Genomic DNA, 24,324 nt, shown 5'->3' with positions numbered 1-24,324 from the left:
GCCATTCCGGCTCTGATTAAGACAGCCATGAGCAGCCGGGAGACACCATGAGCGACCCATACGACCTGCAGCGATTCGTCGACGCCCAGCAATCGATCTATGACCGCGCACTGGCGGAGCTGAAGGCCGGCCATAAGCAAAGCCACTGGATGTGGTTCATCTTTCCGCAGATAGCCGGCCTCGGCCATAGCGATATGGCGCGTCGCTACGCCATCAAGGATGCAAACGAGGCGGCGGCCTATCTACAGCACGCCCTGCTCGGGCCTCGTCTTGAGGAATGCGCGGAGGCGCTGCTTGCCCATGCCGAGCGTCCGGCACGGCAGATTCTTGGTTCACCCGACGACATGAAGCTGCGCTCGAGCATGACGCTATTCGCCACCGTTGCGCCTGAGCGAACCGTATTCAAAACGGTGCTGGATGCGTTCTTCGCGGCCGACCCTGACCCGGCGACACTGTCGCGCCTGCATCGTTGAGCGGCGCGGAACGGACCTGCGATAGGCGAGCCAAGGCCGGCACGATAGGCTTCTCGCTTTTCCGGCAGACCCGCCGCCCCCACACAGGTGCAATACATGGCGCAGGCCGACAGCTTCGAAGCCATGCCGCAGAAGACCGAGTGCGGTACCGCGCAAGCTGATCAGCAAAATCATGCTGCAGCGGATCTCCCCCAGACGCGATCCGGCTTGCGTGTCCCGCCCGGCCCTTAACACACGATCATCGCCACGCATCGAGCCAGCCGTTGCGACCGCTCACCTCGCCACGCCAGAAAACCGCCATCAGTGGCGGCGCCAACAGCCTTTCGTCAGTTTTCCGTTGAAATGTTCAAGTTTTTACTTTGACAGCTCGGTATTTTGACTTTAAGTTTTCATTTACGAACATTTCCGAACCCTCGCAGTATTCGGACTACAACAACAACAGACTCAGAAGAGGACCTGCGCATGAGCAACCCGTCCACCCCGACGCTACGGGGGCAATGCATTGCCGAGTTTCTCGGCACCGCTCTGCTTATCTTCTTCGGCACAGGCTGCGTGGCCGCGTTAAAGCTTGGCGGGGCAGAGCTAGGTCTTTGGGAAATAAGCGTTATCTGGGGTATCGGGGTCAGTATGGGAGTCTACCTTGCCGCCGGTGTTTCCGGCGCTCATCTGAATCCCGCCGTGTCCATCGCGCTTTGGTTGTTCGGCACGTTCGAGCGAAACAAGGTTCCTGCCTACATCCTCGCTCAGACAGCGGGCGCCTTCTGCGCCGCTGCGTTGGTTTATGGTCTTTACAGCAGCCTGTTTTTCGATTTCGAACAGGCGCAGCACATGACCCGCGGCAGCATCGCCAGCCTTGAACTCGCATCGGTATTTTCCACCTACCCTCATGCATCCTTATCGGTCGGTCAGGCGTTTGTGGTGGAAGTGGTGATTACCGCTATCCTGCTGGGGATGATCATGGCCCTGACCGATGACGGCAACGGCCTGCCTCGCGGCCCGCTGGCACCCTTGTTGATCGGCCTGCTGATCGCGGTGATCGGCGGCGCGATGGGCCCTCTCACCGGCTTCGCGATGAACCCGGCGCGTGATTTCGGACCGAAGCTGATGACGTATTTCGCTGGTTGGGGTGAAGTGGCCTTTACCGGTGGCCGGGAGATCCCCTACTTTCTGGTTCCATTGATCGCCCCGGTGCTGGGTGCCTGCATCGGCGCCGCAGGCTACAAGACGCTGATCTGCAAGCATCTGCCAAATCTGGATGGAGGCGCTTGCGCCGCCGAGCCGGACCGCAAGGCCGAGCGTTACACCGCACACGATGTCACTGCCCAAGAAGCTCGTTAAGGAATCGACACCATGAGCACTCAGAACAACAAGCAATTCATCGTCGCCCTCGACCAGGGCACCACCAGTTCCCGCGCCATCGTGCTGGACCGCAACGCCAACGTGGTCACCATTGCTCAGCGCGAATTCGCGCAGATCTATCCGCAACCGAGCTGGGTCGAGCATGACCCCATGGAAATCTGGGCCACCCAGAGCGGCGTGTTCGTCGAAGCCCTGGCACAGGCCGGCATCACTAACGAGCAGGTCGCAGCGATCGGCATCACCAACCAGCGCGAAACCGCCATCGTCTGGGACAAGAGCACCGGCCGGCCGATCTACAACGCCATCGTCTGGCAGAGTCGCCAGAGCACGCCGATCTGCGATCAGCTCAAGCGTGACGGTATGGAAGAACACATCCGCAACACCACCGGCCTGGTCATCGACCCCTACTTCTCCGGTACCAAGATCAAGTGGATTCTCGATCACGTCGAGGGCAGCCGTGAACGCGCCCGTCGGGGCGAACTGTTGTTCGGCACCGTCGATTGCTGGCTGATCTGGAAGATGACCCAGGGCAAGGCTCACGTCACCGATTACACCAACGCCTCGCGCACCATGCTCTTCGACATCCACAAGCTGGAGTGGGATCCGGTGATGCTGGAGGCGCTGGATATCCCGCGCGAAATGCTGCCAGAGGTGCGCTCATCCTCCGAAGTCTACGGTCACGCCTATCTGGGCTCCGGACAGAGCACCGGCATTCCGATCGCAGGTATCGCGGGCGATCAGCAAGCCGCGCTGTTCGGCCAGATGTGCGTCGAGCCCGGCCAGGCCAAGAATACCTACGGAACCGGCTGCTTCCTCCTGATGAATACCGGCACCAAGGCCGTTCAGTCCAAGCACGGCTTGCTCACCACCATAGCCTGCGGGCCGAAGGGCGAGGTCAACTACGCCCTGGAAGGCGCCATCTTCAACGGTGGCTCGACCGTGCAGTGGCTGCGCGACGAGCTGAAGGTGATCAACGACTCGCTGGACTCCGAATACTTCGCCACCAAAGTACAGGACAGCAACGGCGTCTACCTGGTGCCAGCGTTCACCGGGCTCGGCGCGCCCTACTGGGATCCGCGTGCCCGTGGCGCACTGTTCGGGCTGACCCGTGGGGTCAAGGTCGACCACATCATCCGCGCCGCGCTGGAATCGATCGCCTACCAGACCCGCGACGTGCTCGACGCCATGCAGCAGGACGCCGGCGAGCGCCTGCGCTCACTGCGTGTGGATGGCGGCGCAGTGGCCAACAATTTCCTGATGCAATTCCAAGCCGACCTGCTCGGCACGCACGTGGAACGTCCCCAGATGAAGGAAACCACCGCCCTCGGCGCCGCCTACCTGGCAGGCCTGGCGACCGGTTTCTGGAGCAGCCTGGACGAGTTGCGCAGCAAGGCCACAATCGAGCGCATCTTCGAACCGGCCTGTGATGACGAGAAGCGTGAAGCGCTCTACAAGGGCTGGAAGAAGGCGGTGGGTCGCACCCGCGACTGGGAAGAGGAATAGCCTCGACTACCGAATCGGCATCTTGATTGCGCCCGGCCCGGATTCACTTCCGCGCTGGGCGCTGCTATTCGCAAATGAACAATTCTTTAATCACGGACCAGACTGCGGCATGCTTCCCGGCATATCGATAACAAGGAAGCCTCCATGAGTCTGGCCCCACGACAGCAGAGCATTCTCGAATTGGTGCGCGAACGCGGCTACGTCAGCATCGAAGAGCTGGCGCAACAGTTCTCGGTGACGCCCCAAACCATCCGTCGTGACATCAATCAGCTGGGCGAAGCCGGCCTGCTGCGTCGTTATCACGGCGGGGCCGCCCACGACTCCAGCGTGCAGAACACCGCTTACACCCAGCGTGCCCGGCAGATGCGCGACGAGAAACGCCGTATCGCCGATGCCATGGCGACGCACATTCCTGATCAGGCTTCGCTGTTCATCAATATCGGCACCACCACCGAAGCCATCGCCCATGCGCTGCTCAATCACCGCGATCTCAAGATCATCACCAACAACCTGCACGTGGCGAGCATCCTCAGCCCCAAGGAAGACTTCGACGTGCTGATCGCCGGCGGCAATGTGCGCAGCGACGGCGGCGTGGTCGGCCAGGCCACGGCGGATTTCATCAGCCAGTTCAAGGTAGATTTCGCCCTGATCGGCATCAGCGGGATCGACGAAGACGGCACCCTGCTGGACTTCGACTATCAGGAAGTGCGCGTTTCCCAGGCCATCATCAGCAACGCGCGCAAGATCTTTCTCGCGGCGGATTCGAGCAAGTTCGGCCGCAGCGCCATGACCCGACTCGGCTCGCTGGAGCAGATCGACATGCTGTTCACCGAAGCCCGGCCACCGGAAACCTTCATGGAGCTGTTGAATCGCCACAAGGTCAAACTCGAGGTCACGGGTTGACCCGCCATTACAGAGCGTCTTCGGCGAGGCGCGCAACTCGCCGCGACTGGATGGATCCTCTACAAGCGCCAGCGCCGTAGGGTGGCTTTAGCCACCAATACGGACCATATCCCGACACCGTGGCTGGCGCCTACGAAACTGAGCCGTTCCACGAACTGCGTGCAGGCAAGGCGTTGCGCTTAACCGAACCAAGCCGAGTGACTTTCTGTCACACCCGCCTGCCACATTTCTTTGCTCGGCCCGCCTCTGCTTCCACTCCGAGCGGGACAATCCCGAATCACTACGACTGCACAAGCGCCGTCGCTAGCACCAATTGGCAGTTCGAATAGGTTCGATTATTTTCTTTTGATATAAAAAACGAACATACCGCCTGGAGAGCGAACTTCTTCTGCGCTAGGATGTTCATATTCGAAAATAAATGTTCGTTCTTGAGGAGAACCCCGTGACCGAAGCCGCCTGCCCCGTCTCCGAACTCTACGACATCGCCGTCATCGGCGGTGGAATCAATGGTGTGGGTATCGCTGCGGACGCGGCTGGTCGCGGACTTTCGGTGTTTTTGTGCGAGCGCGACGACTTGGCGAGCCATACATCATCGGCCAGCAGCAAGCTGATCCACGGTGGCCTGCGCTATCTCGAACATTATGAATTCCGCCTGGTCCGCGAAGCCCTGGCCGAACGCGAAGTGCTACTGGCCAAAGCGCCGCACATCGTCAAGCCGATGCGCTTCGTGTTGCCGCACCGCCCTCACCTGCGCCCCGCATGGATGATCCGTGCTGGCCTGTTCCTGTACGACCACCTCGGCAAGCGCGAGAAGCTACCGGCTTCGCGCGGCCTGCGCTTCGGCGATGACAGCCCGCTGAAGCCGGCGATCCGCCGCGGTTTCGAATATTCCGATTGCTGGGTCGACGATGCGCGCCTGGTCGTGCTCAATGCCATGGCCGCGCGAGAAAAAGGCGCGCATATCCATACCCGTACCCAATGCCTGAGCGCCAAGCGTGCCGCCGGTATCTGGCATGTCGAACTGCAACGTCAGGATGGCAGCCGCTTCTCCTTGCGGGCCAAAGCGCTGATCAACGCGGCCGGGCCTTGGGTGGCGCAGTTCATCGGTGAGAACCTGCAGCAGCGCTCGCCATACGGCATCCGCCTCATCCAGGGCAGCCATATCATCGTGCCCAGGCTGTACGAAGGCGAACAGGCCTACATCATGCAGAACGAGGATCGGCGCATCGTTTTTGCCATCCCTTATCTGGATCGCTACACCATGATCGGCACCACCGATCGGGAATATCACGGCGATCCGGCTACGGTCAGCATTACCGAGCAAGAGATCGTCTATTTGCTGGGTATAGCCAACACGCATTTCCGCACGCAGTTGGAGCCTAAGGACATTCTGCACACCTTCGCTGGCGTGCGGCCGCTGTGTGACGACGAATCCGACAACCCCTCGGCCGTCACCCGGGACTACACGCTATCGCTGGCTGCCGAGCACAAGCAGGCCCCGCTGCTGTCGGTGTTTGGCGGCAAGCTCACCACCTACCGTAAGCTGGCCGAATCGGCGATGGCGCAGCTCAAACCGTACTTCCCGGACATGGAGCCGAGCTGGACGGGCAGCGCCCCGCTACCCGGCGGCGAAGGGATGAGCACCGTCGAAGCACTCATCGAAGCGCTGATGGGCAAGGTGCAGGGTATCGACTTCGCGTTGGCCAAGCGCTGGGCAACGCTTTACGGCAATCGCATCTGGCGAATGCTGGGCGATGCGCGCTCGGTCGACGCGCTGGGTGAGGACCTGGGCCACCAACTGTACGCGCAAGAGGTCGATTATCTTCGCCGCGAGGAGTGGGCGAACGATGTGGACGACATTCTTTGGCGTCGCACCAAACTCGGTCTGGCCTTCAGCGAACCGCAGAAGGAGCGCCTGCAACGCTATCTGCTCGAGCAGCCCAATGAGAACTCCGCGCGCAGCAGCGACGCCGCCTGATTCGATCGGACCTGCCCATGGCAGGCCGGACATTAGCTCGGCTCGACGACTAGCCCGCAACTGTCCGGGAAGTGTCCGCGATAGCGTATGGCTTACCCATTAAGCCGCCCTTCTGCCGAATCGAAACGCCTTCAACCTACCCTTCGTCCCGCAGTCCGCTGCGGTCATCAAGCGTTCACACCAGCGCGGCACCGTTAAGCGACCTACACGCTCACGGGAGTTGCCTGATGACGACGAATACCGGTGCCTTGGCGGAAAGCCCCTCCTCCCCGATCACACGCCAATGGCTGTCCTGGCTTCTGGTCATCACGCTTATTTACCTCTTGCTGGCTGCAGTGGGCGCGATCGGCGACGGCTTCAAAGCCGCCACTGGCGATAACGCCAAGGAGCTGTTTGCCTTTGCCACCAACCCCTTCGTCGGGCTGATGATCGGCTTGGCAGCCACGGCGCTGATCCAGAGCTCCAGCACGGTAACGTCGATCATCGTTGGCATGGTCGCCGGCGGGCTGCCGATCCCGATTGCGATTCCGCTGATCATGGGCGCCAACATCGGCACCTCGCTGACCAGCACCATCGTCAGCCTGGGCCACATCCGCAGCGGGCCGGAATTTCATCGCGCCTTCTCGGCAGCGACCGTGCACGATGCGTTCAACATCACCGCCGTGACGATTCTGCTACCGCTGGAATTGCTCTTCCATCCTCTGCAGCGCATGTCCGAAGTCCTGGCGGGTCTGCTGGTAAACGACAGCGCCGGGGTCGACATGAAGAGCATGAACTTCATGAAAACGCTGCTCGCCCCGGCTAGCGACCTGCTCGAAGCCAGCGTCTCCTGGCTGCCCAACAAGGTGTGGGCCGGGATCGCACTGATCACCATCGGAATCGGCCTGATCCTGTTCGTGGTGCAAGCCATCGGCAAAGTGCTGCGCAAGGTGATGGTCGGGCGCGCCAAGGACATCATGCACGCCAGCGTCGGACGCGGCCCGCTGTCGGGCATCGCTTCGGGCACATTGATCACAATGCTGGTGCAATCCTCCTCGACGACAACAGCGCTCATCGTGCCGCTGGCGGGCACCGGTGTGTTTACCCTCAAGCAGGTCTATCCCTTCACGCTGGGCACCAATATCGGAACCTGCGTCACTGCCCTGCTGGCCGCCACGGCAATTGCGGGACCAACGGCGGAACTCGCGATGCAGATCGCCTTGGTGCACCTGCTGTTCAATCTTCTCGGTATCTCGATCATCTACGTACTGCCCTTCCTGCGCGGAGTACCTCCGGCCATTGCCAACTACCTGGCGGATCTGGCGCAACGCAGCAAGCTGTATGTCGGGGCGTATATCGGAGGCGTGTTCTTCGGCCTGCCCTTGCTACTGATCGGCGGCAGCCAACTCTGACCCAGCCTGGAGCCCAATCATGCAAAGCGAACGTCGCATCCAGACCGAAAACCGCATCCGCGAATTGCGCGAATCGCTCAATGAGCTCGAAGCCCAACTGGAACGCATCGATGCCCAGGAACAACGTGCGCAGCACCGTGAGATCGAGCACCTGGACGAATACATCAATGCAGTGGATACCCGTTTCAACAGCCTTCAGCTGTTCTGGACCACCCTCAAGGCCGAATGGCTGAAAGCGAAATCCTGACACCCGTAGAGGAACGACACATGCGCGTCAAACCAGGCCCTCTGCTGCTGATCAGCCTCACGCTGAGTCTGCACACGGTGCTCGCCCCGTCCTCACATGCCGTTGAGCCGGTGTCCGACGGGCTGCTCGTCGATGGATCCAGCACCGTTTACCCACTGACGAAGGAAGCGGCACGACGCTTTCAACGCGCCCGGCCCGGCCATCCCATAGAGGTCAAGTTCTCCGGAACCACTGCCGGCTTTCGCCGCTTCTGCGCCGGCGAAACGGACATCAACGACGCTTCGCGCGAGATGAACGCCGAAGAGCAAGCGCATTGCGCCGAGAATGGCATCCGCTATCGCCAGGTTCCGCTGGCCATGGATTCCATCGCCGTGGTGGTACACCCGAGCAACCGCTGGGCAAACGACATCACGGTGGATGAACTCAAGACGTTGTGGGCACCGGCTGCAGAAGGGCATGTCATGCGCTGGAACCAGATCCGCCCGGATTGGCCGGATCGCCCGGTGAAGCTGTTCGGGCGAGGACAGGATTCAGGTACCTATGATGTTTTCACTCAGGAGATCGTGGGAACCACCCATCGCAGCCGCCAGGACTACACCGCCAGCGAAGATGAAGAGCAGTTGGCCGCAGGCATCGCGGCAGAGCCTAACGCGCTCGGCTTCTTCGGCATCGGCGCCTACCATCGGCACTGGGAGGAATTGAAGCTGCTCGCGGTGGACAATGGCAGCGGCCCGATCTTTCCAACGCTCGAAACGGTCAGCGACAACCGCTACAGGCCGCTGACACGCCCGCTGTTCCTGTACCTGAACGAACAGAGCCTTCAGCGCAAGCCCATCACCCAGGCATTCGTTGAACACTACCTGGACGGCTTGCCCAGCTGGATTCATTTCACCGGCTACATGCCACTCAAGGCCGAGCGCTATGCGCGCAGCCTTGCAGCTCTGCAGCAAGCGCAGGAACCGAGCACGACCGACGCAAACCGAACCGGCGCTCAATAGAGCGTCGGCACGACCATGTTGTCCGGCACCGGATTGCGCAGATAGTCCGGGTTGTAGACGCGCTCGGGCAACTTCACCGGGGCGCGTTCCACCTCGCCGTAGGGCAACTGGCTCAGCAGGTGACTGATGCAATTCAAGCGTGCACGCTTCTTGTCGTCGGCCTCGACGATCCACCAGGGCGCGTCGTCGATGTGGGTACGCTCGAGCATGATTTCCTTGGCCCGCGTATAGGCTTCCCAACGACGCCGGGATTCGAGGTCCATGGGGCTCAATTTCCATTGCTTCAGTGGATCATGGATGCGCGCCAGGAATCGGCGGTTCTGCTCTTCATCCGAGATGGAAAACCAGTACTTGATCAGGATGATGCCCGAGCGCACCAGCATCCGCTCGAACTCCGGGACCGAGCGGAAGAACTCCTCATATTCGTCGTCGCTGCAAAAGCCCATCACCTTCTCGACACCGGCGCGGTTGTACCAGCTGCGGTCGAACAGGACCATTTCGCCAGCGGCGGGTAGATGCGAGACGTACCGCTGGAAATACCATTGGGTGCGCTCGCGGTCGTTGGGTGCCGGCAAGGCGGCAACGCGGCAGATGCGCGGATTGAGCCGCTGGGTCACGCGCTTGATGACCCCACCCTTGCCCGCCGCGTCCCGTCCCTCGAAGAGCACGACCACGCGTAGCTTGTGATGCACGATCCAGTCCTGCAACTTGACCAGTTCGCCTTGCAGACGCAGCAGTTCGGAGAAATAGACCCGTCGGGACAACCCACTATCCGACGGTTGCGGCATGCCTTCGCGCCTTATCAACGCATCCATGCGCGCATCGTCCAACTCCATTTCAAACTCTTCGTCGAGGCTGTCCTGAAACTCGTGCAACAGGTGCTCGTATACCTGGAGCGAATTACTCAGATCATCGGTCATCGTCGGCTTCCGGTACGCGTGAGATAAAAGCCAGGTTTGGTGGCTCCCAGGCTCACGCTAGTGAACAGCAATGACGAGATCATGACCGAAGCCTCCGCTGCGCCGTTGGCCGACGTGCGAACAGACTTGGATGGAGGCAGCGTTTGAATCGCAGGGCAAATCCGGTAGGCTCGCAACTTTCCAACTGGAGTACACCCCATGGCCCGAGCCACTGCCCGCCACATCCTGGTTCCCACCGAAGAAAAGTGCAACGAGCTGAAAGCTGCCATCGAAGGCGGCGCCGATTTCGCTCAGGTTGCCAAAGACAACTCCACCTGCCCCTCCAGCCGCCAGGGCGGCGATCTGGGATCGTTCGGTCCGGGCCAGATGGTCAAGGAGTTCGACACCGTGGTGTTCAGCGCGCCGATCAACGTCGTGCAGGGCCCGGTGAAGACCCAGTTCGGTTACCACCTGCTGGAAGTGACCAGCCGCCAGGATTGATCCTGAGCCCCTGCGCCAAGGCGCGGGGGCTGTTCGCCTTCCCCTCGAATCCCTCTCCTACCCTTCTCCGATACCGCGAGATCGATCGCCCTGCCCCGCTCGCATACGCACGCTGTTACACGCAAGCGGGCGTCAGGCTTCCAGGCGGAAACGCCCGGTCAGGCTCTTCAAGCTTTCCACATCGCCCGCCGCGCCAACGCCCTGCGCAGCCAACAGCGCCTCCTTGACCATCTTCTGGCTCAGCATTCGCTGGGCTCCGGCCATATCGAGTTGTGAGGCGTCCCTGCTGGAAAGAAGGGTTCGGATGGCGTTCGCCAGAGCTGATCATGTGATCGTCCAGTGGCCAATTAAAAAGAGCGTCACGGCCATTGAAACGTCCTCCGACGCTGGCGCAGTTGCCCTTGTCTCGGCCTGGAATGCGCTACCTTTAATACCGTTGATCAACTTACTGATCCAGACGGGCTAGTTGGCCTTCAAAAACAGTCCTGAGACAGCGTTTCAGCGCATTGACGAAGGTCAATGAAAACGAAAAATCAAGGTGCTTTTTTTTCGAGCTGATGCGCCTCGACAGCTATGGTTCAAGTAAACGAGCCCGAGCCGTCATTCCCCGTGCTAAAGGAGCGATGAGATGTTCCATGTAACGCGTATAGGCGACAAACGTATCGACGTGGATTTTTCCGGCAAGCTCGACAGCAACGAAATGCGCTTTGCGCTTGATGAGCTGATGAGAAAGTCCGAAGGCATTACCCATGGGCAGATGCTCTTCCGAGTTGGGGACTTCGACATGCCAACGCTCGGCGCGGTCGGCGTCGAGCTGTCGCGAATTCCGCAGATGTTCCGTTTCGTGCGCCGCTTCGACCGTTGCGCGGTCGTTTGCGCCAAGGAGTGGATGAGGAAGGCCAGCGAGATCGAAGGGGCGCTTATTCCTGGCCTGAAGGTCAAGGCCTTCGATCAGCATCAGTCCACCGAGGCGCACGAATGGCTGGAAGGCGCGCTGTAACGCGCCAGGCTAACGCGGCGTACCGAACACCTGCGTCCAGTAGATGGTCGCCGCGCTGCGTGGATGGGTCGCATAGGCGGCACCCATTTCCGTGAAGTCCGGATTCATGATGTTCTGGCAGTGGCCTGGGCTGGCCAGCCAGCCCGACACCGCCTGTTCGGCAGAACCATGACCAGCCGCGATGTTTTCACCGATGCGCTGCCAGCGGTAGCCCTGACGCCTGGCGCGGTCACCAGCCAGGCTCTGATCATGACCCTGGTGAGCGAAATAGTCCCTTTTAGCCATGTCCTGGCTGTGGGCCAACGCGGCTTCCCCCAGTTGCTCGTTCCAGCTCAGCGGCGGCGCCGCATCGAACCGTTGATTGCCACAGCGCCGCGGCTCGGCACGCGCTCGGTTGACCTGTTCGAGAACCGTCTTGCCGGCCTGCGGCCAGTCGCCGATATCGGCGGACAGCAACGGTTTTGCCAGAATCAATTGCCAGGTATTGCCCTCATGCGAGACGCCGATCTCAGCGAAATCGTCGTTCATCAATGCACTGCAGTAACGCTGCTTAAAGACGCGCATCACGGTGTTCGCATCGCCAGGACCGGTCACCGCCATGGCCTGCAGGCTGGCCGCCTGGTAGCCCGACTCCACCACCGCCTGCTGGATCTGCGCGCCGGCACCGGCAGGTATCGATGCCAGTGCAGCGGCGGGTGCGAGGGGGCCGACCGGTTCGGCCTTGGCGCCGCCACAACCTTCGCCCGAGGCGCGGAACTCGTTGACCAGACTCACCAACTCGTCCGTATCATCGGCGCTCGCGCCATTGGCGAATATCGCGGTCAGCAGTGCCGAGCCGACCACAAGACGGCGCAGCGGCGTTCCGAAGATGGATGACCATAAGGCTGATTTGCGTACATCCATACGGCACCTGGATCGAGCGGGAGAGAAAGACCGGTGACGTTCACCAGCCTTCCATGCTGACCACATTCAGCCCCGAGCTATCCCGACCAATGCATCTGGCCGGCACCACCGAGCGCATCGGCCCCATCGCGGCAAACTGATCGACCGGTAAAAAATGCGATGATTGATCCGTCGCCAAAACGACTCATCCGCACTCTTCCCGTCGAGCGCCAACACCGTCATGAACCTTGCCGATTTTCTGCTGTTCGCGCTGCCTGCGATCTTTCTCACAGGGCTATCCAAAGGCGGCTTTGGCGGTGCCCTGGGGGGCATCGCCGTACCCTTGCTGGCGCTGGCCATCTCACCGAAACAGGCAGCGGCCGTGATGCTGCCGATTCTCTGTCTGGCTGACGTGGTGGGTCTGAAAGCCTATTTCGGTAAATGGGACACCGCCAATCTCAAGGTCATGCTGCCTGGCGCGCTGATTGGCATTGCCCTGGGTTCGCTCACCTTCGGCCTGCTCGACGAGCGCATGATCGGCCTGATGATGGGCGTGATCGCGGTGGGTTTCGTGGTGCTCGGGCTGATCACCAACAACGACAAGCCACGTCCACTGCAGCGCGGTCGCGGCACGCTGCTCTCGTCGATTGCCGGCTTTACCAGCTTCGTCGCCCATGCGGGCGGCCCACCGATCATGATGCATCTGCTGCCGCAACAGCTGGACAAGCTGCGCTACGTGGCGACCATCAATCTGTTCTTCCTGATGACCAACGCGATCAAGCTAGTTCCCTACGCCGCACTTGGCCAGTTCAGTCGCGAGAATTTGCTGCTGAGCCTGACGCTTGCGCCCATCGTGCCATTCGGCGTCTGGGCCGGGCTTTGGCTGCACAAACGTATCGATCACACCTGGTTCTACCGAATCGCTCGGATCGGCATGCTGCTCGCCGGCTTGCAACTGATCTGGAAGCACCTTTGACGCGGCATTTGCGCCGCTTACCCGCCGCTGTCTGAACGATCACCGCCCGCCCCAGTCGGAATTAGTGAACCCACTGCAACAGGAGTCATCCTCATGCTGAAGTTTCTGGGCAGCACCATTGGCATCATTTTCCTGATCGGTCTGTTGGTGGTGATCGGCCTGTTCATGCTGGTGTTCTGACACCGCTCCAGCCGAACAGCGCGACGAGGCGGCAGCAGTCGAGGCGAATGCCGAGTGAACGCGTTATCGCAAGGCCGCCGCAGCTCCGGCGGCTTGCTTATACCCGCCTACGTCGTTGCGCGTCCTTTGATCCATCCATGCAAAAGCACATAGCCGACTCGCAGCGAAGGTCCGGTGCACCAGATGCGTACCAAATGACACCAGCGTCCGGCTTCCGACCTGCGGCGGTGAATGACCTGAGCGCCGCGAAGGTCCAACGGAAACCTACATCAACCGAGGATCGTGCAATGGGCCTGTTCGACAAGATCAAAGATGCGCTGGGCATGGGTGGCGTGAGCAACGAAGCGCACAAACCTGCCGCCCCGGATTCGGGCGTCAATCAGCACGCCACCGATACGGTGGTCGACTCCGAGCGGCCCACCGCGGCCAACAACGCGACCACGGCACCGTCTACCGCCGGTGGAGTGACCGCCGGCACCGTCGGCACTGCGGGCGGGACCACCAGTGCCGTTGACGTGCCCGCAAAGCTCGACGGTATGGCGGCCAATTTTCCCGAAAAGCTGAACTGGCGTACCTCCATCGTCGACCTGCTCAAACTGCTGGGCCTCGACAGCAGCCTGGAGTCACGCAAGGAGCTCGCCTCCGAGCTGGGTTGTCCGCCAGACAAAATGGCCGACTCGGCGCAGATGAACATCTGGCTGCACCGCACCGTGATGCACAAACTCGCCGAACACGGCGGGACGGTTCCCCCCGAGCTACGCACCTGATACCGAGCCATGGTCCGTTCGCACGCGGCCGTGCGAACGCAGCTGCGGACGCTTAGACGTCCGCTGCGACCTCAACCGTCCAGCGAAGGACCGATCATTTCCGCTAGTTGCGGATAGACGCCCGGGCAGGCGACCAGATAGGGATTGCCACGTAACAGCCCGTCATTACGGAAAAAGTCGTTCACGCAGCCACCCGCCTCCTTCACCAGCACCAGGCCGGCCATGCAGTCCCAGCTTTTCAGCTCGGTTTCGTAATAGCCGAGCAGACGCCCGGCCGCCACATAGGCGGTCATCAGCGCGCCGGAGCCGTTGCGAAAGAACATACCGCCTTCGGCCAGCAGCTTTTCCAGAAACGGGATGAAATGCTCCTTGCCACGCGGGTGAAAGGTGCCGGTGGCGGTCACGCCCTGTCCCACATGAGTGGCGCCGCTCACCTTCAGGGGCGTGTCATTGACGAACGCACCCTGGCCCAGGCAGCCATGGAACAGCTCGTTGTGATTGGGATCGGCGATGGCGCCCAAATGCGGCTCGCCGTCGATCAGCAGGCCGATCGAGACGCACCAGTTATGCAGTCCGTTGACGAAGCAGGCCGTGCCGTCGATGGGATCGATCACCCACACGCAACGGGCGCCGAGATCGGCGGAACCGCTCTCCTCGCCGAGAAATCCATCCTCTGGAAAACGCTCAGCCAGTCGGGCACGAATAAAATCTTCGATCTGCTTATCTGCGATGCTCACCACATCCTGAAGGTCGTCGCCCTTGTGCTCCACCGTCAGCACGTCGCGCTTGCGGTAGTAGTCCAGGCCCAGCTGCGCCGCCTCGAGTGAGAGGGCTTTGGCGCAGGCGTAACGGGCCGCGATATCGAGAGGGCTGGCCGCCGATGGGTCGCTATTCATGGTTGTCCTTCTTGCAGCGGGTCTACAACGAAGCGCGGCATCGCGCGGGAGCGGCGAATTCTAGTGAATCGTCATGGGCAGGCAAACACCGGCCTCGGCTAACCGCTCCCAGCACCACGTCAGGCTCGCGCTCGACCCAGTGGATTGGTTGGCGTTGCGCGCTCGCTGCAAGCCCAGGTTTGGGTCAGGGCTGTGCCTGCTTTTCGTGAAGGCGAGCGTTCAGTTCATCAATGATCGGCACCCATTCGGCGTCCTCTATCCATTCATCGGCGAGGAAGGCACGCTGCGCGTCGCTCCAGAACGGCGCTTCGGTAAGCTTGACGTGGTTGGGTAGCGGCGCATGCTCGGCGATGAAATCGTCAATGCTGGCTGGATCCGAAGGTAGGCCCAGCTGCTCGAACAGTGTGGTCATGTCTTTGTTGGGAAGTTCCATCGAACGGGTCCTCGTCCTGGTGGGTTTGGCGCTGCTCAGGCGCAGGCGACGTCCCCAGTAGAGGCTCCAGCACGGCTAACAGTTCAACGGAACGCTTAGCCACGCGCTCGGCAGTGGCCGTAAGAAAGAAGCGGGCCGCGCGAGGGGCGCGGCCCGCAGGAAATTCAGGCGGCCTTGTCGAACAGTTGCCTGCCTTGATCCAGATATTGGTCCACCAGCCACTTGCCGTGGGCGATGGATGCCCGCTGCGCTTGCTCGAGCTCCGCCATGAAGGCGTGCCCGACCGGAAGCGCCATACGCCGAGTGACCTGTCCCTGCGGGTTGCTGATTCGGCACCCACCGGCCCAGGGAGTCGGGGTGCCGGGATGTTCCATCACTTCGGCCGTAATGACGTGATCGCGGTACTCGCATTGCATCATGGTCATGGTGTCACCTCGCTGTTGATAGCCGTGAGCAATTATCAACAATGCTCATACGGCAAAATTGCCCCCCCTCTCGCCATGGTCCGCCACGAGCCGAGCGCGCCGTTAGCCGACGCTCCTCGCGCAGTACCTTGACTGGGTATAGCACAAGGACCGGCGTGCGAAAGGGCCGATGGTCGCTTAAGGGAAGATGGTGGAGCCGGCAGATTTGCGAGCAAGGCGCAGGCACCGCGGAGCGATGCCTGCCTGCTGAGATGGGAAATGAATGACAGGTGTAGCCATCAGGTTACGTCCCGAAGGAGCGATGGATGGCCAGTTTCAGGAGGTGCGCAGCTGCTCGTCCGCAAGGAAATCTTCTTCCAACAAGGCGTCCCGGCCCTCGACTTCGAGGGTCTCGCCTTCGATCGGCGTAGGTGCCGATACGCGCTTGCTGCGCAGTTTGCCGAATTGATGCTTGAGAGCGTTATTGAGCTTGTCGATGGCACCGTCCACGGCCAGTTCTAGGGATGCCGCCTTGTGTGTAACGGAGACCGGCTGCTGACCTTTCGGGCGTGCCTCGATCTGGCATCGTTTGTCGTGGGCGCCGGCCTTGACGCCGTTTTCGTCGTTCAGATGCACCACGACGCGGGTGACTTCGTCGTCGAACCGATCCAGCTTGTCGGCAACATTGCCGCTGACCCAGTCCACGAGACGGGCGCTTCCTTCGATGTGGTTATCGCTATGTACTTGGATCTGCATATGCTCTTCCTTCTACGCGATCTAGGTAACCACCGTTCAGCCCACAAACGGTCTGATCCAGGACGTGTCCCGGTTCACTGCCGGCCACACCAGCCCTTAAAGGCGCGCGGCCCTTGGCTCAGCAGCCTGGCTTGCAAAGCAACGGAACACGGCCTAGAAATGCCATTGTTGGCGACATTAAGCAAGGCCAACGCAACGCCGCGAGCACGATGGTGGTCGGCCAACCGAACCCGCCCTTCGTGCAGCCACTGCCGAGCAGCCGGCGCACAAGACCTCCAGCCGCTTGGTTACAGAAGATTGCGAAGACTCATAAGTGCCCTGTGCTCCACCGCCGAATCGGATCATCGCCAGCCAGTGATCATTGACCGGCGGATAGCTTCTTTTTCGGGTAAATGTCGTAGCGGCTGGACTTACCCTCCAGGCTATAACCCGGTTTGGGTCCGTCAATGGCAGGCGCTTTACGTGGCCGCTTCACTACCACTCGGTGGCTGGCCAGCGCCAGCGCCCGCTCGAGCAGGACACCCGCGTCCAGATCGTCCCCGACGAAGGGTCTGAACAGGCGCATTTCCTTTTTCACCAACGCGCTCTTTTCACGATGCGGAAACATCGGATCGAGATAGATCACCTGCGGTGGATCACCCTGCCACTGGGCCATTAGCTCGATGGCATTGCCATGCCGCAGGCGCATGCGTTCGACGATCGATCGCACGTCGGCGTCCTCACACCCGCGCCTCAGGCCGTCCTCCAGCAAGGCGGCGATCAGCGGCTGGCGCTCGAACAGCACCAGGTCGCAGCCCAACGTCGCCAGCACGAAGGCATCGCGGCCAAGTCCGGCTGTTGCGTCCAGCACGCTGGGGCGAATCCCGGGTTGAATGCCGACCGCCTTGGCGATCATCTGCCCGCTGCCTCCGCCGAACTGACGACGATGTGCGGCGCCGCCCTCAACGAAATCCACCCGGACCGGGCCCGGCGCCTGAGGGCCGAGCAATTGCAGCTGCAACCCGCTCTCACCCAGTTGCAGGGCGAACTCTGCCTCGTCCGCCCGCAAAGGTAATTCCAGTCGCGATGCCCAGGCACCAGCCTGCTCGGCAAATTGAGGTGCAAGGGCTTCGACACGAACTAACGGGGATGAAGCAATCATACGGAGCTCGGTGGCGGGAAAACGCCGCATTCTGCCAGAGGCGACGCCGGCGTGCCTCAGCGACAGAGGCCAAAACCGCCCATATCCACATGGAAATGATCGTGATGAGCGGCGTTGTACTCCGGGCTCAGAGTAATCCTGAAGGCATCGCAGGCGGCTGCCTTGGCCCGGCGAAGGAAGCGCGCCTTGGCGTCATCGCCTTTCCAGTCGCGAGCCACGGTAATGCGCGTACCGTCCTGCAGCCAAAACCCGGCCAGATCCAGCGCATTGGCCGAAGCATGCTGGCTGCGCCGGTTGCTGCGGGCGATGTTGCGGCAGGCGAAACTACCGAAGTGATCGACGCGCACCACCGGCTGACCGAAGACCTGTTGCGCTGCGGGCTGCAAGCCATGGCGTTCGAACAACGCATAGGCGGCAGCCAGCGGGCAAGTCGCGAGAAAGGGGCCGTTGAAGCGCACCGCCGAGCCGCTCACGCGCACGGCATTCTCGACCGGACAGCCGGGTTGCGGCGTGCTGTCCGGCACGGCAACGTAGCTCAGATCGGACGTTTTCAGCGCCTGCTCGCATAGTTCCCGATCTTCCTGCAGACGCCGCAGCTTGAAGGAAGTGAGCAGGTTCGGCGCCTCGCGAATATCCAGCGGCGCCCAGGGATTCCACTTCGGCGGGACATCGACGTGACCGCGCCATACCGCGTAGACGAACCCGCCCAATGCGAGCAGCAGCAACAGGAAGAATCGGCCGAAAGTCATAGCGATTTTGGCAACGCCGACACGCCAAGGTTGCAGCGCCGCCCGCTACCGGCAAATCACGAGCAGGGTTCGCTATCGAGCAGAGACATCTGCGACTCGCTCTGTGTCGGCGCTACCGCCAGTGGGGGCAAACCCGGCAGCCGTCCGCTGAGCTGCTCATGGAAACGCATGGCCAAATCCGGCGCCAACCGGTTGTCCGGCGTATGCAGATATACATGCGGACGCTTGCCTGCCTCGATCCAGCCCGCCACCTTGTCCAGCCAGGGCGCGAGAAAGCGATCATTGGCTGCCAGCTCGGGATGCCCGACGAAGCGCAGCTGCGGTGACTGGCTGAACGCCGCCGGACGCACAGGAAGCCGCGGCTTCTTGCTTTGTGCATGAAGCACGGCGGGATCGCTCGTCCGGCAGCTGAACAGTGCGCGAGTGTCCATGCAGACGCGCTCGACACCGCATTCGTGCAATAAGCGGTTCAGCGCCCGCTCCTCCTCGCCTCTGGCGAAAAACGCGGGGTGACGCACCTCTACCGCCAACGGTCTATTCAAGGTTTCGATCAGAGGCACCAGTTCGCCCAGGCGAGCCGGGCCGAAGGTGGCGGGCAGTTGCAACCAGAACGGACTGACCCGCTGCCCCAGCGGAGCCAGCAGCGAACGGAACGACAGGATCAGATCCGTTGTTTCACGCAGATCCGTCGCTTGAGTGATCTCCCGTGGCAGCTTGGCGCAGAAGCGAAAGTCGTCCGGCATCAGCGCCGCCCAACGTTCGATCTTCGCTACGGACGGCCAGGCGTAGAGCGTGGTATTGCCTTCGACGGAATTGAAGACCGCGCAATAGCGTGCAAGGAACTCAGTCGCCGGCAAACCTGGCGAATAGAGCGCCCCGCGCCAGGCGGCGTCATTCCAGGACGGGCAGCCGAGAAAGTAGGGAAGGTTCACGCGCGGTTCGCTACGCCTCAGGCGTAGAGATCCAGACCGAGCACTTCGTGGGCATCAAGATCGGCGCTGAAGCTCGCCGTGGTGCCGTAGCTCTGCAGCGCTTGAGAAGCACGACTGGTCAATGGCCGCTCCATCATGGCTTCGAAGCGGGCCGGCATGAAGTCGCCGGAGACTACCGAGGCATAGTCGGTGGACTCGCTCCGAGTGCCTCTGGAGAGGTGTTCATAGGTGGAATCGGCCTGGCTGGACGGGGTAACGATCGACTCACGCGCTTGCTCCGCAGCCCTTTCACTTTCGCGATAGGGCACCGGCGCGCTGCCATGCGGGGCAGGACGTTCGATGGGATAGGCAGAGGGGGCGAGACCGTTGAGGCGCATCATTCACCTGTTCAAGTGCCGCCGACTCTAGCGATCCGCCAGGAGTTTGGCAATGCCGCTGGTCACCGAGTGGCTTTCGGGGTGGCGACGTTGTCGCGAAGATAGGTCGGCTGGGCCTGATCGGCCTCCACCGCTTCTCCGCGTCGCCAGCCATAGGTCGCCAGACACAACAGATCCTCGGCGTGTGGCAGCAACGCCGCATCGACCGCGGCAGACTTCAGCGCAAGCCGCTCGCCATAGCGCCAGCCCGTGCCAGCAGCGAACCAGTCTCCGCTGCCATCGCGTGGCAGGCTGACCTGTTCCGGCGGCAACACGGCTTCGATCCCAGCCAGCTGCATCTCGCCCTCATGCACGCGATAGCAGCCCCAATAGACCTCATCCATGCGCGCATCGATGGCCACCGCCACCTGCCCTGCGTCATGCTCGCGATACGCGCGCTGGGCGATCGTCGCCAGCGTGGAGATCGGCAGTACCGGGCGCTCCAGCGCGAACGCCAGCCCCTGCACCACGCCAACCGCAATACGCACCCCGGTGAAAGCGCCGGGGCCGCGACCGAAGGCCAGCGCATCAACCGCCGACAGGGCGATTCCCGCCTCGGCCAGCAGGGTCTGGATCATCGGCAGCAACCGTTGCGCATGCAGCCGCGGAATCACTTCGTAGTGGCTGATTACCTTGCCGTCATGCAGCAATGCAACGGAACAGGCTTCGGTCGCAGTATCCAGCGCCAGCAGAGTGGTCATGATGATTTATGCAGGTTGCCGAGTGGGCGGGCATTAAAACGGTTTAGGTCTTTTTTTGCCAGCGTTGCGGCCCGCCGAGCGACGGGGCACAGCGTCGTACGCCTGCGGGCGAGGCCAGGCGTAACGACATCATCCGAAAGCATGCGATTTTCCGGAGCTATGTCAAATTGCCTAGCCGAGCGCTGTAGCGCTCAGCGGCGTTTTTGCCTACCACTTCGATTTGCCTTGAAACGACAACGGCCCGCAAAAGCGGGCCGTTGGTTGACAGCAAGACCGTTTAGCTGAGTGCAGCCATCACCTTTGCAGTGATCTCTTCCACCGAGCCGACGCCTTCGACGCGGCTGCACTTGGGTGTGCCTTCGCTAGCTTCGAGGTTCTGGTAGAAGGCCACCAGCGGTTTGGTCTGCGAGTGGTAGACGCTCAGGCGATGGCGAACGGTTTCTTCCAGATCGTCCTTGCGCTGGATCAGCTCCTCGCCGGTGAGGTCATCGACACCGGCGACCTTCGGCGGATTGTGCTCGGTGTGATACACCCGACCGGAGGCCGGATGCACACGGCGGCCGGACAGGCGACCGACGATCTCTTCGTCATCCACGGCGATTTCAAGTACGTGATCCAGCTTGACACCGGCATCACGCAGCGCCTCGGCTTGCGGGATGGTGCGCGGGAAGCCATCGAACAGAAAACCATTGGAGCAATCGGGCTGCTGCAGCCGCTCCTGGATCAGCGCGATGATGATTTCATCGGAGACCAGACCACCGCTGTCCATGACGTCTTTGACCTGCAGGCCCAGCGGCGAGCCGGCCTTGACCGCTGCACGCAACATGTCGCCCGTGGAGATTTGCGGAATGGCGAACTTCTCGGTGATGAAGCGTGCCTGTGTGCCTTTCCCGGCACCGGGCGCTCCCAGCAGAATTACGCGCATGGAGTGAGTCCTCAAGTTTTGCAAAGGGTGCCGCCAGGTCGATGAATGCAACCCTACCTCTGGCGAATCAAAAAATCGGGTTTGCCGCCATGCGACAAAAGGTTGAACACGATACACAGCGCACAGAAAGCAGACAAGCGACCCTCATGGCCCCCTTTGCGGTGAGCCTGCCGCCAAGGGTGGGGGCGGTAAAACGTCGCCGCGCGGGCGTGACGACGTTTACCCGACGCGCCACGCGCCGTCCTCTCATGCCGTCAGCCAGTGTTGCGCAACCCAGCAGCAATACCCGCGACACTGACCAGCAAGGCTTGCTCCAGAGGGCTTTCCGCCGGGCTCCGTTGTTGCCGTGAACGGGCCAACAACTCGGTCTGCATCAGGTGCAACGGGTCGAGATAGGTATTGCGCAGACTGAACGCCTCAAGTGTCTCGGGGCTGTGTGCCAGCAGCTCGGACTGACCGGTCAGATCGAGTACCGCCGCCACCGCCTGCGACAATCTGTCACGTAAATCCTCACCCAGGGGCTGCAATTGCGCAGAGACCAGGCGCTCGTCGTAGCGCTTGGCGATGTCGCCATCGGCCTTGGCCAGCACCATCTCGAGCATATCGATACGGGTACTGAAGAACGGCCAACGCTGCCGCATCTGTTTCAGTCGATCACCTTCGCCACGCTCCAGTGCGGCTTGTAGCGCCTGATCCCAGCCAAGCCAGGCGGGCAACATCAGCCGTGTCTGGGTCCAGGCGAATATCCACGGGATTGCCCGCAGGCTCTCGACGCCACCCTCACGGCGTTTTGACGGACGGCTGCCCAACGGCAGGCGTCCGAGTTCCTGCTCGGGCGTGGCCTGCCGGAAATACTCGACGAACTGCGGGTGATCACGCACCACCCCGCGGTAGGCCTTGACCCCAGCGCTAGCCAGTTGCTCCATGGTTTCGCGCCAGTCCGGCTCCGGCATGGGTGGCGGCAGCAGCGTTGCTTCCAGAACCGCCGCCAGATACAGGCTGAGGTTCTGTTCAGCTATATCCGGCAGACCGAATTTGAAACGAATCATTTCGCCCTGCTCGGTGGTGCGGAAACGCCCCGCTACCGATCCGGGCGGCTGCGAGAGGATCGCCGCATGAGCCGGTCCGCCACCGCGCCCAACGGTGCCGCCACGGCCATGGAACAGCAGCAATTCGACCTGGTGTTGGCGGCAGATCTCGACGAGGCTTTCCTGCGCGCGGTACTGCGCCCAGGCGGCGGCCGTGGTGCCGGCGTCCTTGGCCGAGTCCGAATAACCGATCATCACTTCCTGCGGACCATGCAAACGCTGGCGATAGCCGGGCAAGCTCAACAACCGATCGATGGTCGGGCCTGCATTGTTCAGGTCGTCGAGCGTCTCGAACAGCGGCACGACCCGCATCGGTCGTTGCAGGCCCGCCTCTTTCAATAGCAACTGCACCGCCAATACATCCGACGCGCCGCGGGCCATGGAGATGACATAGGAGCCAAGCGATGCACCGGGTGCCTGCGCCACCACACGACAGGTCGCCAGCACTTCGGCGGTCTCGGCAGACGGCTGGAAATGGGGTGGCAGCAGCGGGCGGCGATTGTTCAGCTCGCGCTGGAGGAAATCCAGGCGCTGTTGCTCGTCCCACTGGTCATAGTGGCCAATCCCCAGGTAATCGGTGATTTCCGCCAGCGCCGCGACATGCCGGGTCGAGTCCTGGCGGATATCGAGGCGCACCAGGAACAGGCCGAACGCGGCCACCCGACGCAAGGAGTCGAGCAAGGTGCCGTCGGCGATCACGCCCATGCCGCAGGCATGCAGCGAGTGATAGCAGAGTTCCAGCGGTTCGCGCAGCTCACGGTTGTCCTGTAGCACGGCAGGGGGTGGCGGCTGGTCATGTTCAACCGCGGCGCTGGCCCAATCGCGCGTCGCCTGCAGTCGCTCGCGCAGGCCCTTGAGCAGTGCCCGGTAGGGTTCGGCCGATTCGCCACTGTGACGCAGAAGTTCTTCGCTGGCAGCCTGCATCGACAGGGCGGTAATCAACCCCTCGATATCGCGCAGGAACAGATCCGCCGCCACCCAGCGCGCCAGCAGCAACACTTCACGGGTCACCTTTGCCGTCACGTTGGGATTGCCGTCGCGATCACCGCCCATCCAGGAGGCGAAGCGGATCGGCGCCGCATCCAGCGGCAAGTGCAGGCTGGTGCTGCGCTTGAGCGCCTGGTCGGTCTGCCGCAGCACATTGGGCAGCGCCTGCCAGAGCGAATTCTCGATAACGGCGAAGCCCCACTTCGCCTCTTCCACTGGCGTCGGCCGGCTGCGACGGATTTCCTCGGTGTGCCAGGCTTCGGCGATCAGCCGCTGCAAGCGCAGTTCGATACGTGCCAGCTCCGCCGTGCCGAGGTCGGTGTGATCGCGTGCAGCCAGTTGCGCGGCGATGGCGTCGTATTTTTGGATAAGCGTGCGTCGCGACACCTCGGTCGGGTGCGCCGTCAACACCAGTTCGATATCCAGCCGCCCCACCTGCCGGGCCAGAAATTCCTGCCCGAACCCCTCGCCCTTGAGCCGCTCTAGCAGGCCACCCAGCACGCCGATTTCGAACGGAGCCGGCTCGCCGGGCCGACGCCTGCGCACCTGGTGATACTGCTCGGCGATATTGGCCAGATTGAGGAACTGATTGAAGGCGCGGGTCATCGGCAGCAGCTCGTCGTCGGCCAGCCCGTCGAGGGTTTCCTTCAACAGTCTGGCCCCGTCGGCCGAACCACGGCGTGCGCCCTTGGCACCCTTGCGGACGCGTTCGATCTTGTCGAGGAAGGCATCGCCGTGTTGCTCGCGAATGGTGTTGCCCAGCAATTCGCCGAGCAGGTGAACGTTCTCGCGCAACCGCGCGTCGATCTTCGCCATGTTCTGTCTCCTCAGGCTGCGCC

General features: G+C 61.9%; 25 protein-coding genes and 1 pseudogene. 12 read left to right on the top strand and 14 right to left on the bottom strand.

Features of this window, described 5'->3' with window-relative positions; genetic code table 11:
* The first annotated feature begins 47 nt into the window (after positions 1–47).
* The 8 genes from MCB86_RS18465 to MCB86_RS18430 all read left to right on the top strand — a co-directional run bounded on the left by MCB86_RS18465 (position 48) and on the right by MCB86_RS18430 (position 8,852).
* The gene (locus MCB86_RS18465) at positions 48–473 is read left to right on the top strand and encodes a DUF1810 domain-containing protein (protein WP_239611808.1); all 426 of its coding nucleotides are present in this window, start codon (positions 48–50) and stop codon (positions 471–473) included.
* 462 nt (positions 474–935) lie between these two features.
* Complete coding sequence (locus MCB86_RS18460; RefSeq protein WP_239611807.1) at positions 936–1,811, top strand: MIP/aquaporin family protein; 876 nt, start codon at positions 936–938, stop codon at positions 1,809–1,811.
* Positions 1,812–1,823: 12 nt separating this feature from the next.
* Positions 1,824–3,335, top strand: coding sequence for a glycerol kinase GlpK (glpK, locus tag MCB86_RS18455; RefSeq protein ID WP_045163033.1), 1,512 nt, complete (start codon positions 1,824–1,826; stop codon positions 3,333–3,335).
* Positions 3,336–3,479: 144 nt separating this feature from the next.
* On the top strand, positions 3,480–4,238 hold the full coding sequence (locus tag MCB86_RS18450; protein ID WP_239611806.1) for a DeoR/GlpR family transcriptional regulator: 759 nt from the start codon (positions 3,480–3,482) through the stop codon (positions 4,236–4,238).
* A gap of 418 nt (positions 4,239–4,656) precedes the next feature.
* On the top strand, positions 4,657–6,216 hold the full coding sequence (gene glpD, locus MCB86_RS18445) for a glycerol-3-phosphate dehydrogenase (protein ID WP_239611805.1): 1,560 nt from the start codon (positions 4,657–4,659) through the stop codon (positions 6,214–6,216).
* Positions 6,217–6,443: 227 nt separating this feature from the next.
* Complete coding sequence (locus MCB86_RS18440; RefSeq protein WP_239611804.1) at positions 6,444–7,607, top strand: Na/Pi symporter; 1,164 nt, start codon at positions 6,444–6,446, stop codon at positions 7,605–7,607.
* A 19-nt stretch (positions 7,608–7,626) separates the two neighbouring features.
* Entirely contained in the window at positions 7,627–7,854 is a 228-nt protein-coding gene (locus MCB86_RS18435; RefSeq protein ID WP_021207578.1) for a hypothetical protein, read from the top strand.
* Between the two features lie 20 nt (positions 7,855–7,874).
* Positions 7,875–8,852, top strand: a complete 978-nt coding sequence (locus tag MCB86_RS18430; RefSeq protein ID WP_045163037.1) for a PstS family phosphate ABC transporter substrate-binding protein — start codon at positions 7,875–7,877, stop codon at positions 8,850–8,852.
* Here the strand turns inward: MCB86_RS18430 and ppk2 are convergent.
* The gene (gene ppk2, locus MCB86_RS18425; RefSeq protein WP_045163038.1) at positions 8,846–9,772 is read right to left on the bottom strand and encodes a polyphosphate kinase 2; all 927 of its coding nucleotides are present in this window, start codon (positions 9,770–9,772) and stop codon (positions 8,846–8,848) included. The two genes, MCB86_RS18430 and ppk2, sit on opposite strands and share 7 nt — an antisense overlap.
* 198 nt (positions 9,773–9,970) lie before the next feature.
* On the opposite strand from ppk2, the gene MCB86_RS18420 reads away from it, so the two are divergent.
* Positions 9,971–10,252 (top strand): peptidylprolyl isomerase, encoded by a 282-nt coding sequence (locus MCB86_RS18420; RefSeq protein ID WP_025242533.1) that lies wholly within the window; start codon positions 9,971–9,973, stop codon positions 10,250–10,252.
* A 174-nt stretch (positions 10,253–10,426) separates the two neighbouring features.
* Here the strand turns inward: MCB86_RS18420 and MCB86_RS23040 are convergent.
* A pseudogene (locus MCB86_RS23040) lies at positions 10,427–10,546 on the bottom strand (type IV pili methyl-accepting chemotaxis transducer N-terminal domain-containing protein); the annotation flags it as partial.
* 334 nt (positions 10,547–10,880) lie between these two features.
* Between MCB86_RS23040 and MCB86_RS18410 the strand changes: the two are divergent.
* Positions 10,881–11,252 (top strand): STAS/SEC14 domain-containing protein, encoded by a 372-nt coding sequence (locus MCB86_RS18410; protein ID WP_045163039.1) that lies wholly within the window; start codon positions 10,881–10,883, stop codon positions 11,250–11,252.
* A 9-nt stretch (positions 11,253–11,261) separates the two neighbouring features.
* Here MCB86_RS18410 and MCB86_RS18405 read toward each other — a convergent pair whose 3' ends face one another.
* Complete coding sequence (locus MCB86_RS18405; RefSeq protein ID WP_155397657.1) at positions 11,262–12,155, bottom strand: CAP domain-containing protein; 894 nt, start codon at positions 12,153–12,155, stop codon at positions 11,262–11,264.
* A 220-nt stretch (positions 12,156–12,375) separates the two neighbouring features.
* Between MCB86_RS18405 and MCB86_RS18400 the strand changes: the two genes are divergently transcribed.
* Together MCB86_RS18400 and MCB86_RS18395 are read left to right on the top strand one after the other, a co-directional pair.
* Positions 12,376–13,110 (top strand): sulfite exporter TauE/SafE family protein, encoded by a 735-nt coding sequence (locus tag MCB86_RS18400; RefSeq protein ID WP_045163040.1) that lies wholly within the window; start codon positions 12,376–12,378, stop codon positions 13,108–13,110.
* Positions 13,111–13,577: 467 nt separating this feature from the next.
* Positions 13,578–14,057: a DUF3597 domain-containing protein gene (locus tag MCB86_RS18395; protein ID WP_045163041.1), complete on the top strand. Its 480-nt coding sequence runs from the start codon at positions 13,578–13,580 to the stop codon at positions 14,055–14,057.
* Between the two features lie 71 nt (positions 14,058–14,128).
* Here the strand turns inward: MCB86_RS18395 and MCB86_RS18390 are convergent, their stop codons facing one another.
* The 11 genes from MCB86_RS18390 to ppc form a co-directional block, all read right to left on the bottom strand.
* Positions 14,129–14,953 (bottom strand): inositol monophosphatase, encoded by an 825-nt coding sequence (locus MCB86_RS18390; protein WP_045163042.1) that lies wholly within the window; start codon positions 14,951–14,953, stop codon positions 14,129–14,131.
* Between the two features lie 184 nt (positions 14,954–15,137).
* A complete protein-coding gene (locus MCB86_RS18385; RefSeq protein WP_045163043.1) occupies positions 15,138–15,386 on the bottom strand; it encodes a DUF2789 domain-containing protein in 249 nt (82 codons plus the stop codon).
* Positions 15,387–15,550: 164 nt separating this feature from the next.
* Positions 15,551–15,811 (bottom strand): hypothetical protein, encoded by a 261-nt coding sequence (locus tag MCB86_RS18380; protein ID WP_045163044.1) that lies wholly within the window; start codon positions 15,809–15,811, stop codon positions 15,551–15,553.
* Positions 15,812–16,126: 315 nt separating this feature from the next.
* Positions 16,127–16,546 carry an HPF/RaiA family ribosome-associated protein gene (locus tag MCB86_RS18375; protein ID WP_045163045.1) on the bottom strand — a complete coding sequence of 140 codons (420 nt, stop codon included), beginning with the start codon at positions 16,544–16,546 and terminating at the stop codon, positions 16,127–16,129.
* Positions 16,547–16,904: 358 nt separating this feature from the next.
* Positions 16,905–17,687 carry a class I SAM-dependent methyltransferase gene (locus MCB86_RS18370; protein ID WP_045163046.1) on the bottom strand — a complete coding sequence of 261 codons (783 nt, stop codon included), beginning with the start codon at positions 17,685–17,687 and terminating at the stop codon, positions 16,905–16,907.
* 56 nt (positions 17,688–17,743) lie between these two features.
* Positions 17,744–18,436: an extensin family protein gene (locus MCB86_RS18365; RefSeq protein ID WP_239611802.1), complete on the bottom strand. Its 693-nt coding sequence runs from the start codon at positions 18,434–18,436 to the stop codon at positions 17,744–17,746.
* 56 nt (positions 18,437–18,492) lie between these two features.
* Entirely contained in the window at positions 18,493–19,368 is an 876-nt protein-coding gene (locus tag MCB86_RS18360) for a DUF72 domain-containing protein (RefSeq protein WP_239611801.1), read from the bottom strand.
* Positions 19,369–19,385: 17 nt separating this feature from the next.
* Positions 19,386–19,748 (bottom strand): hypothetical protein, encoded by a 363-nt coding sequence (locus tag MCB86_RS18355; RefSeq protein WP_230623663.1) that lies wholly within the window; start codon positions 19,746–19,748, stop codon positions 19,386–19,388.
* Positions 19,749–19,807: 59 nt separating this feature from the next.
* Positions 19,808–20,485, bottom strand: a complete 678-nt coding sequence (gene tsaB, locus MCB86_RS18350; protein ID WP_239611800.1) for a tRNA (adenosine(37)-N6)-threonylcarbamoyltransferase complex dimerization subunit type 1 TsaB — start codon at positions 20,483–20,485, stop codon at positions 19,808–19,810.
* Positions 20,486–20,762: 277 nt separating this feature from the next.
* Positions 20,763–21,410, bottom strand: coding sequence for an adenylate kinase (adk, locus tag MCB86_RS18345; protein ID WP_045163050.1), 648 nt, complete (start codon positions 21,408–21,410; stop codon positions 20,763–20,765).
* 254 nt (positions 21,411–21,664) lie between these two features.
* Positions 21,665–24,301 carry a phosphoenolpyruvate carboxylase gene (gene ppc / locus MCB86_RS18340; protein ID WP_239611799.1) on the bottom strand — a complete coding sequence of 879 codons (2,637 nt, stop codon included), beginning with the start codon at positions 24,299–24,301 and terminating at the stop codon, positions 21,665–21,667.
* Positions 24,302–24,324 lie beyond the last annotated feature (23 nt).

It is taken from the genome of Pseudomonas sp. KSR10 (assembly GCF_022355455.1).
GTDB classification, from domain to species: domain Bacteria; phylum Pseudomonadota; class Gammaproteobacteria; order Pseudomonadales; family Pseudomonadaceae; genus Stutzerimonas; species Stutzerimonas stutzeri_E.
Note: the sequence above shows the minus strand (reverse complement) of the source record. Positions and strands in the feature narration are given on the sequence as shown.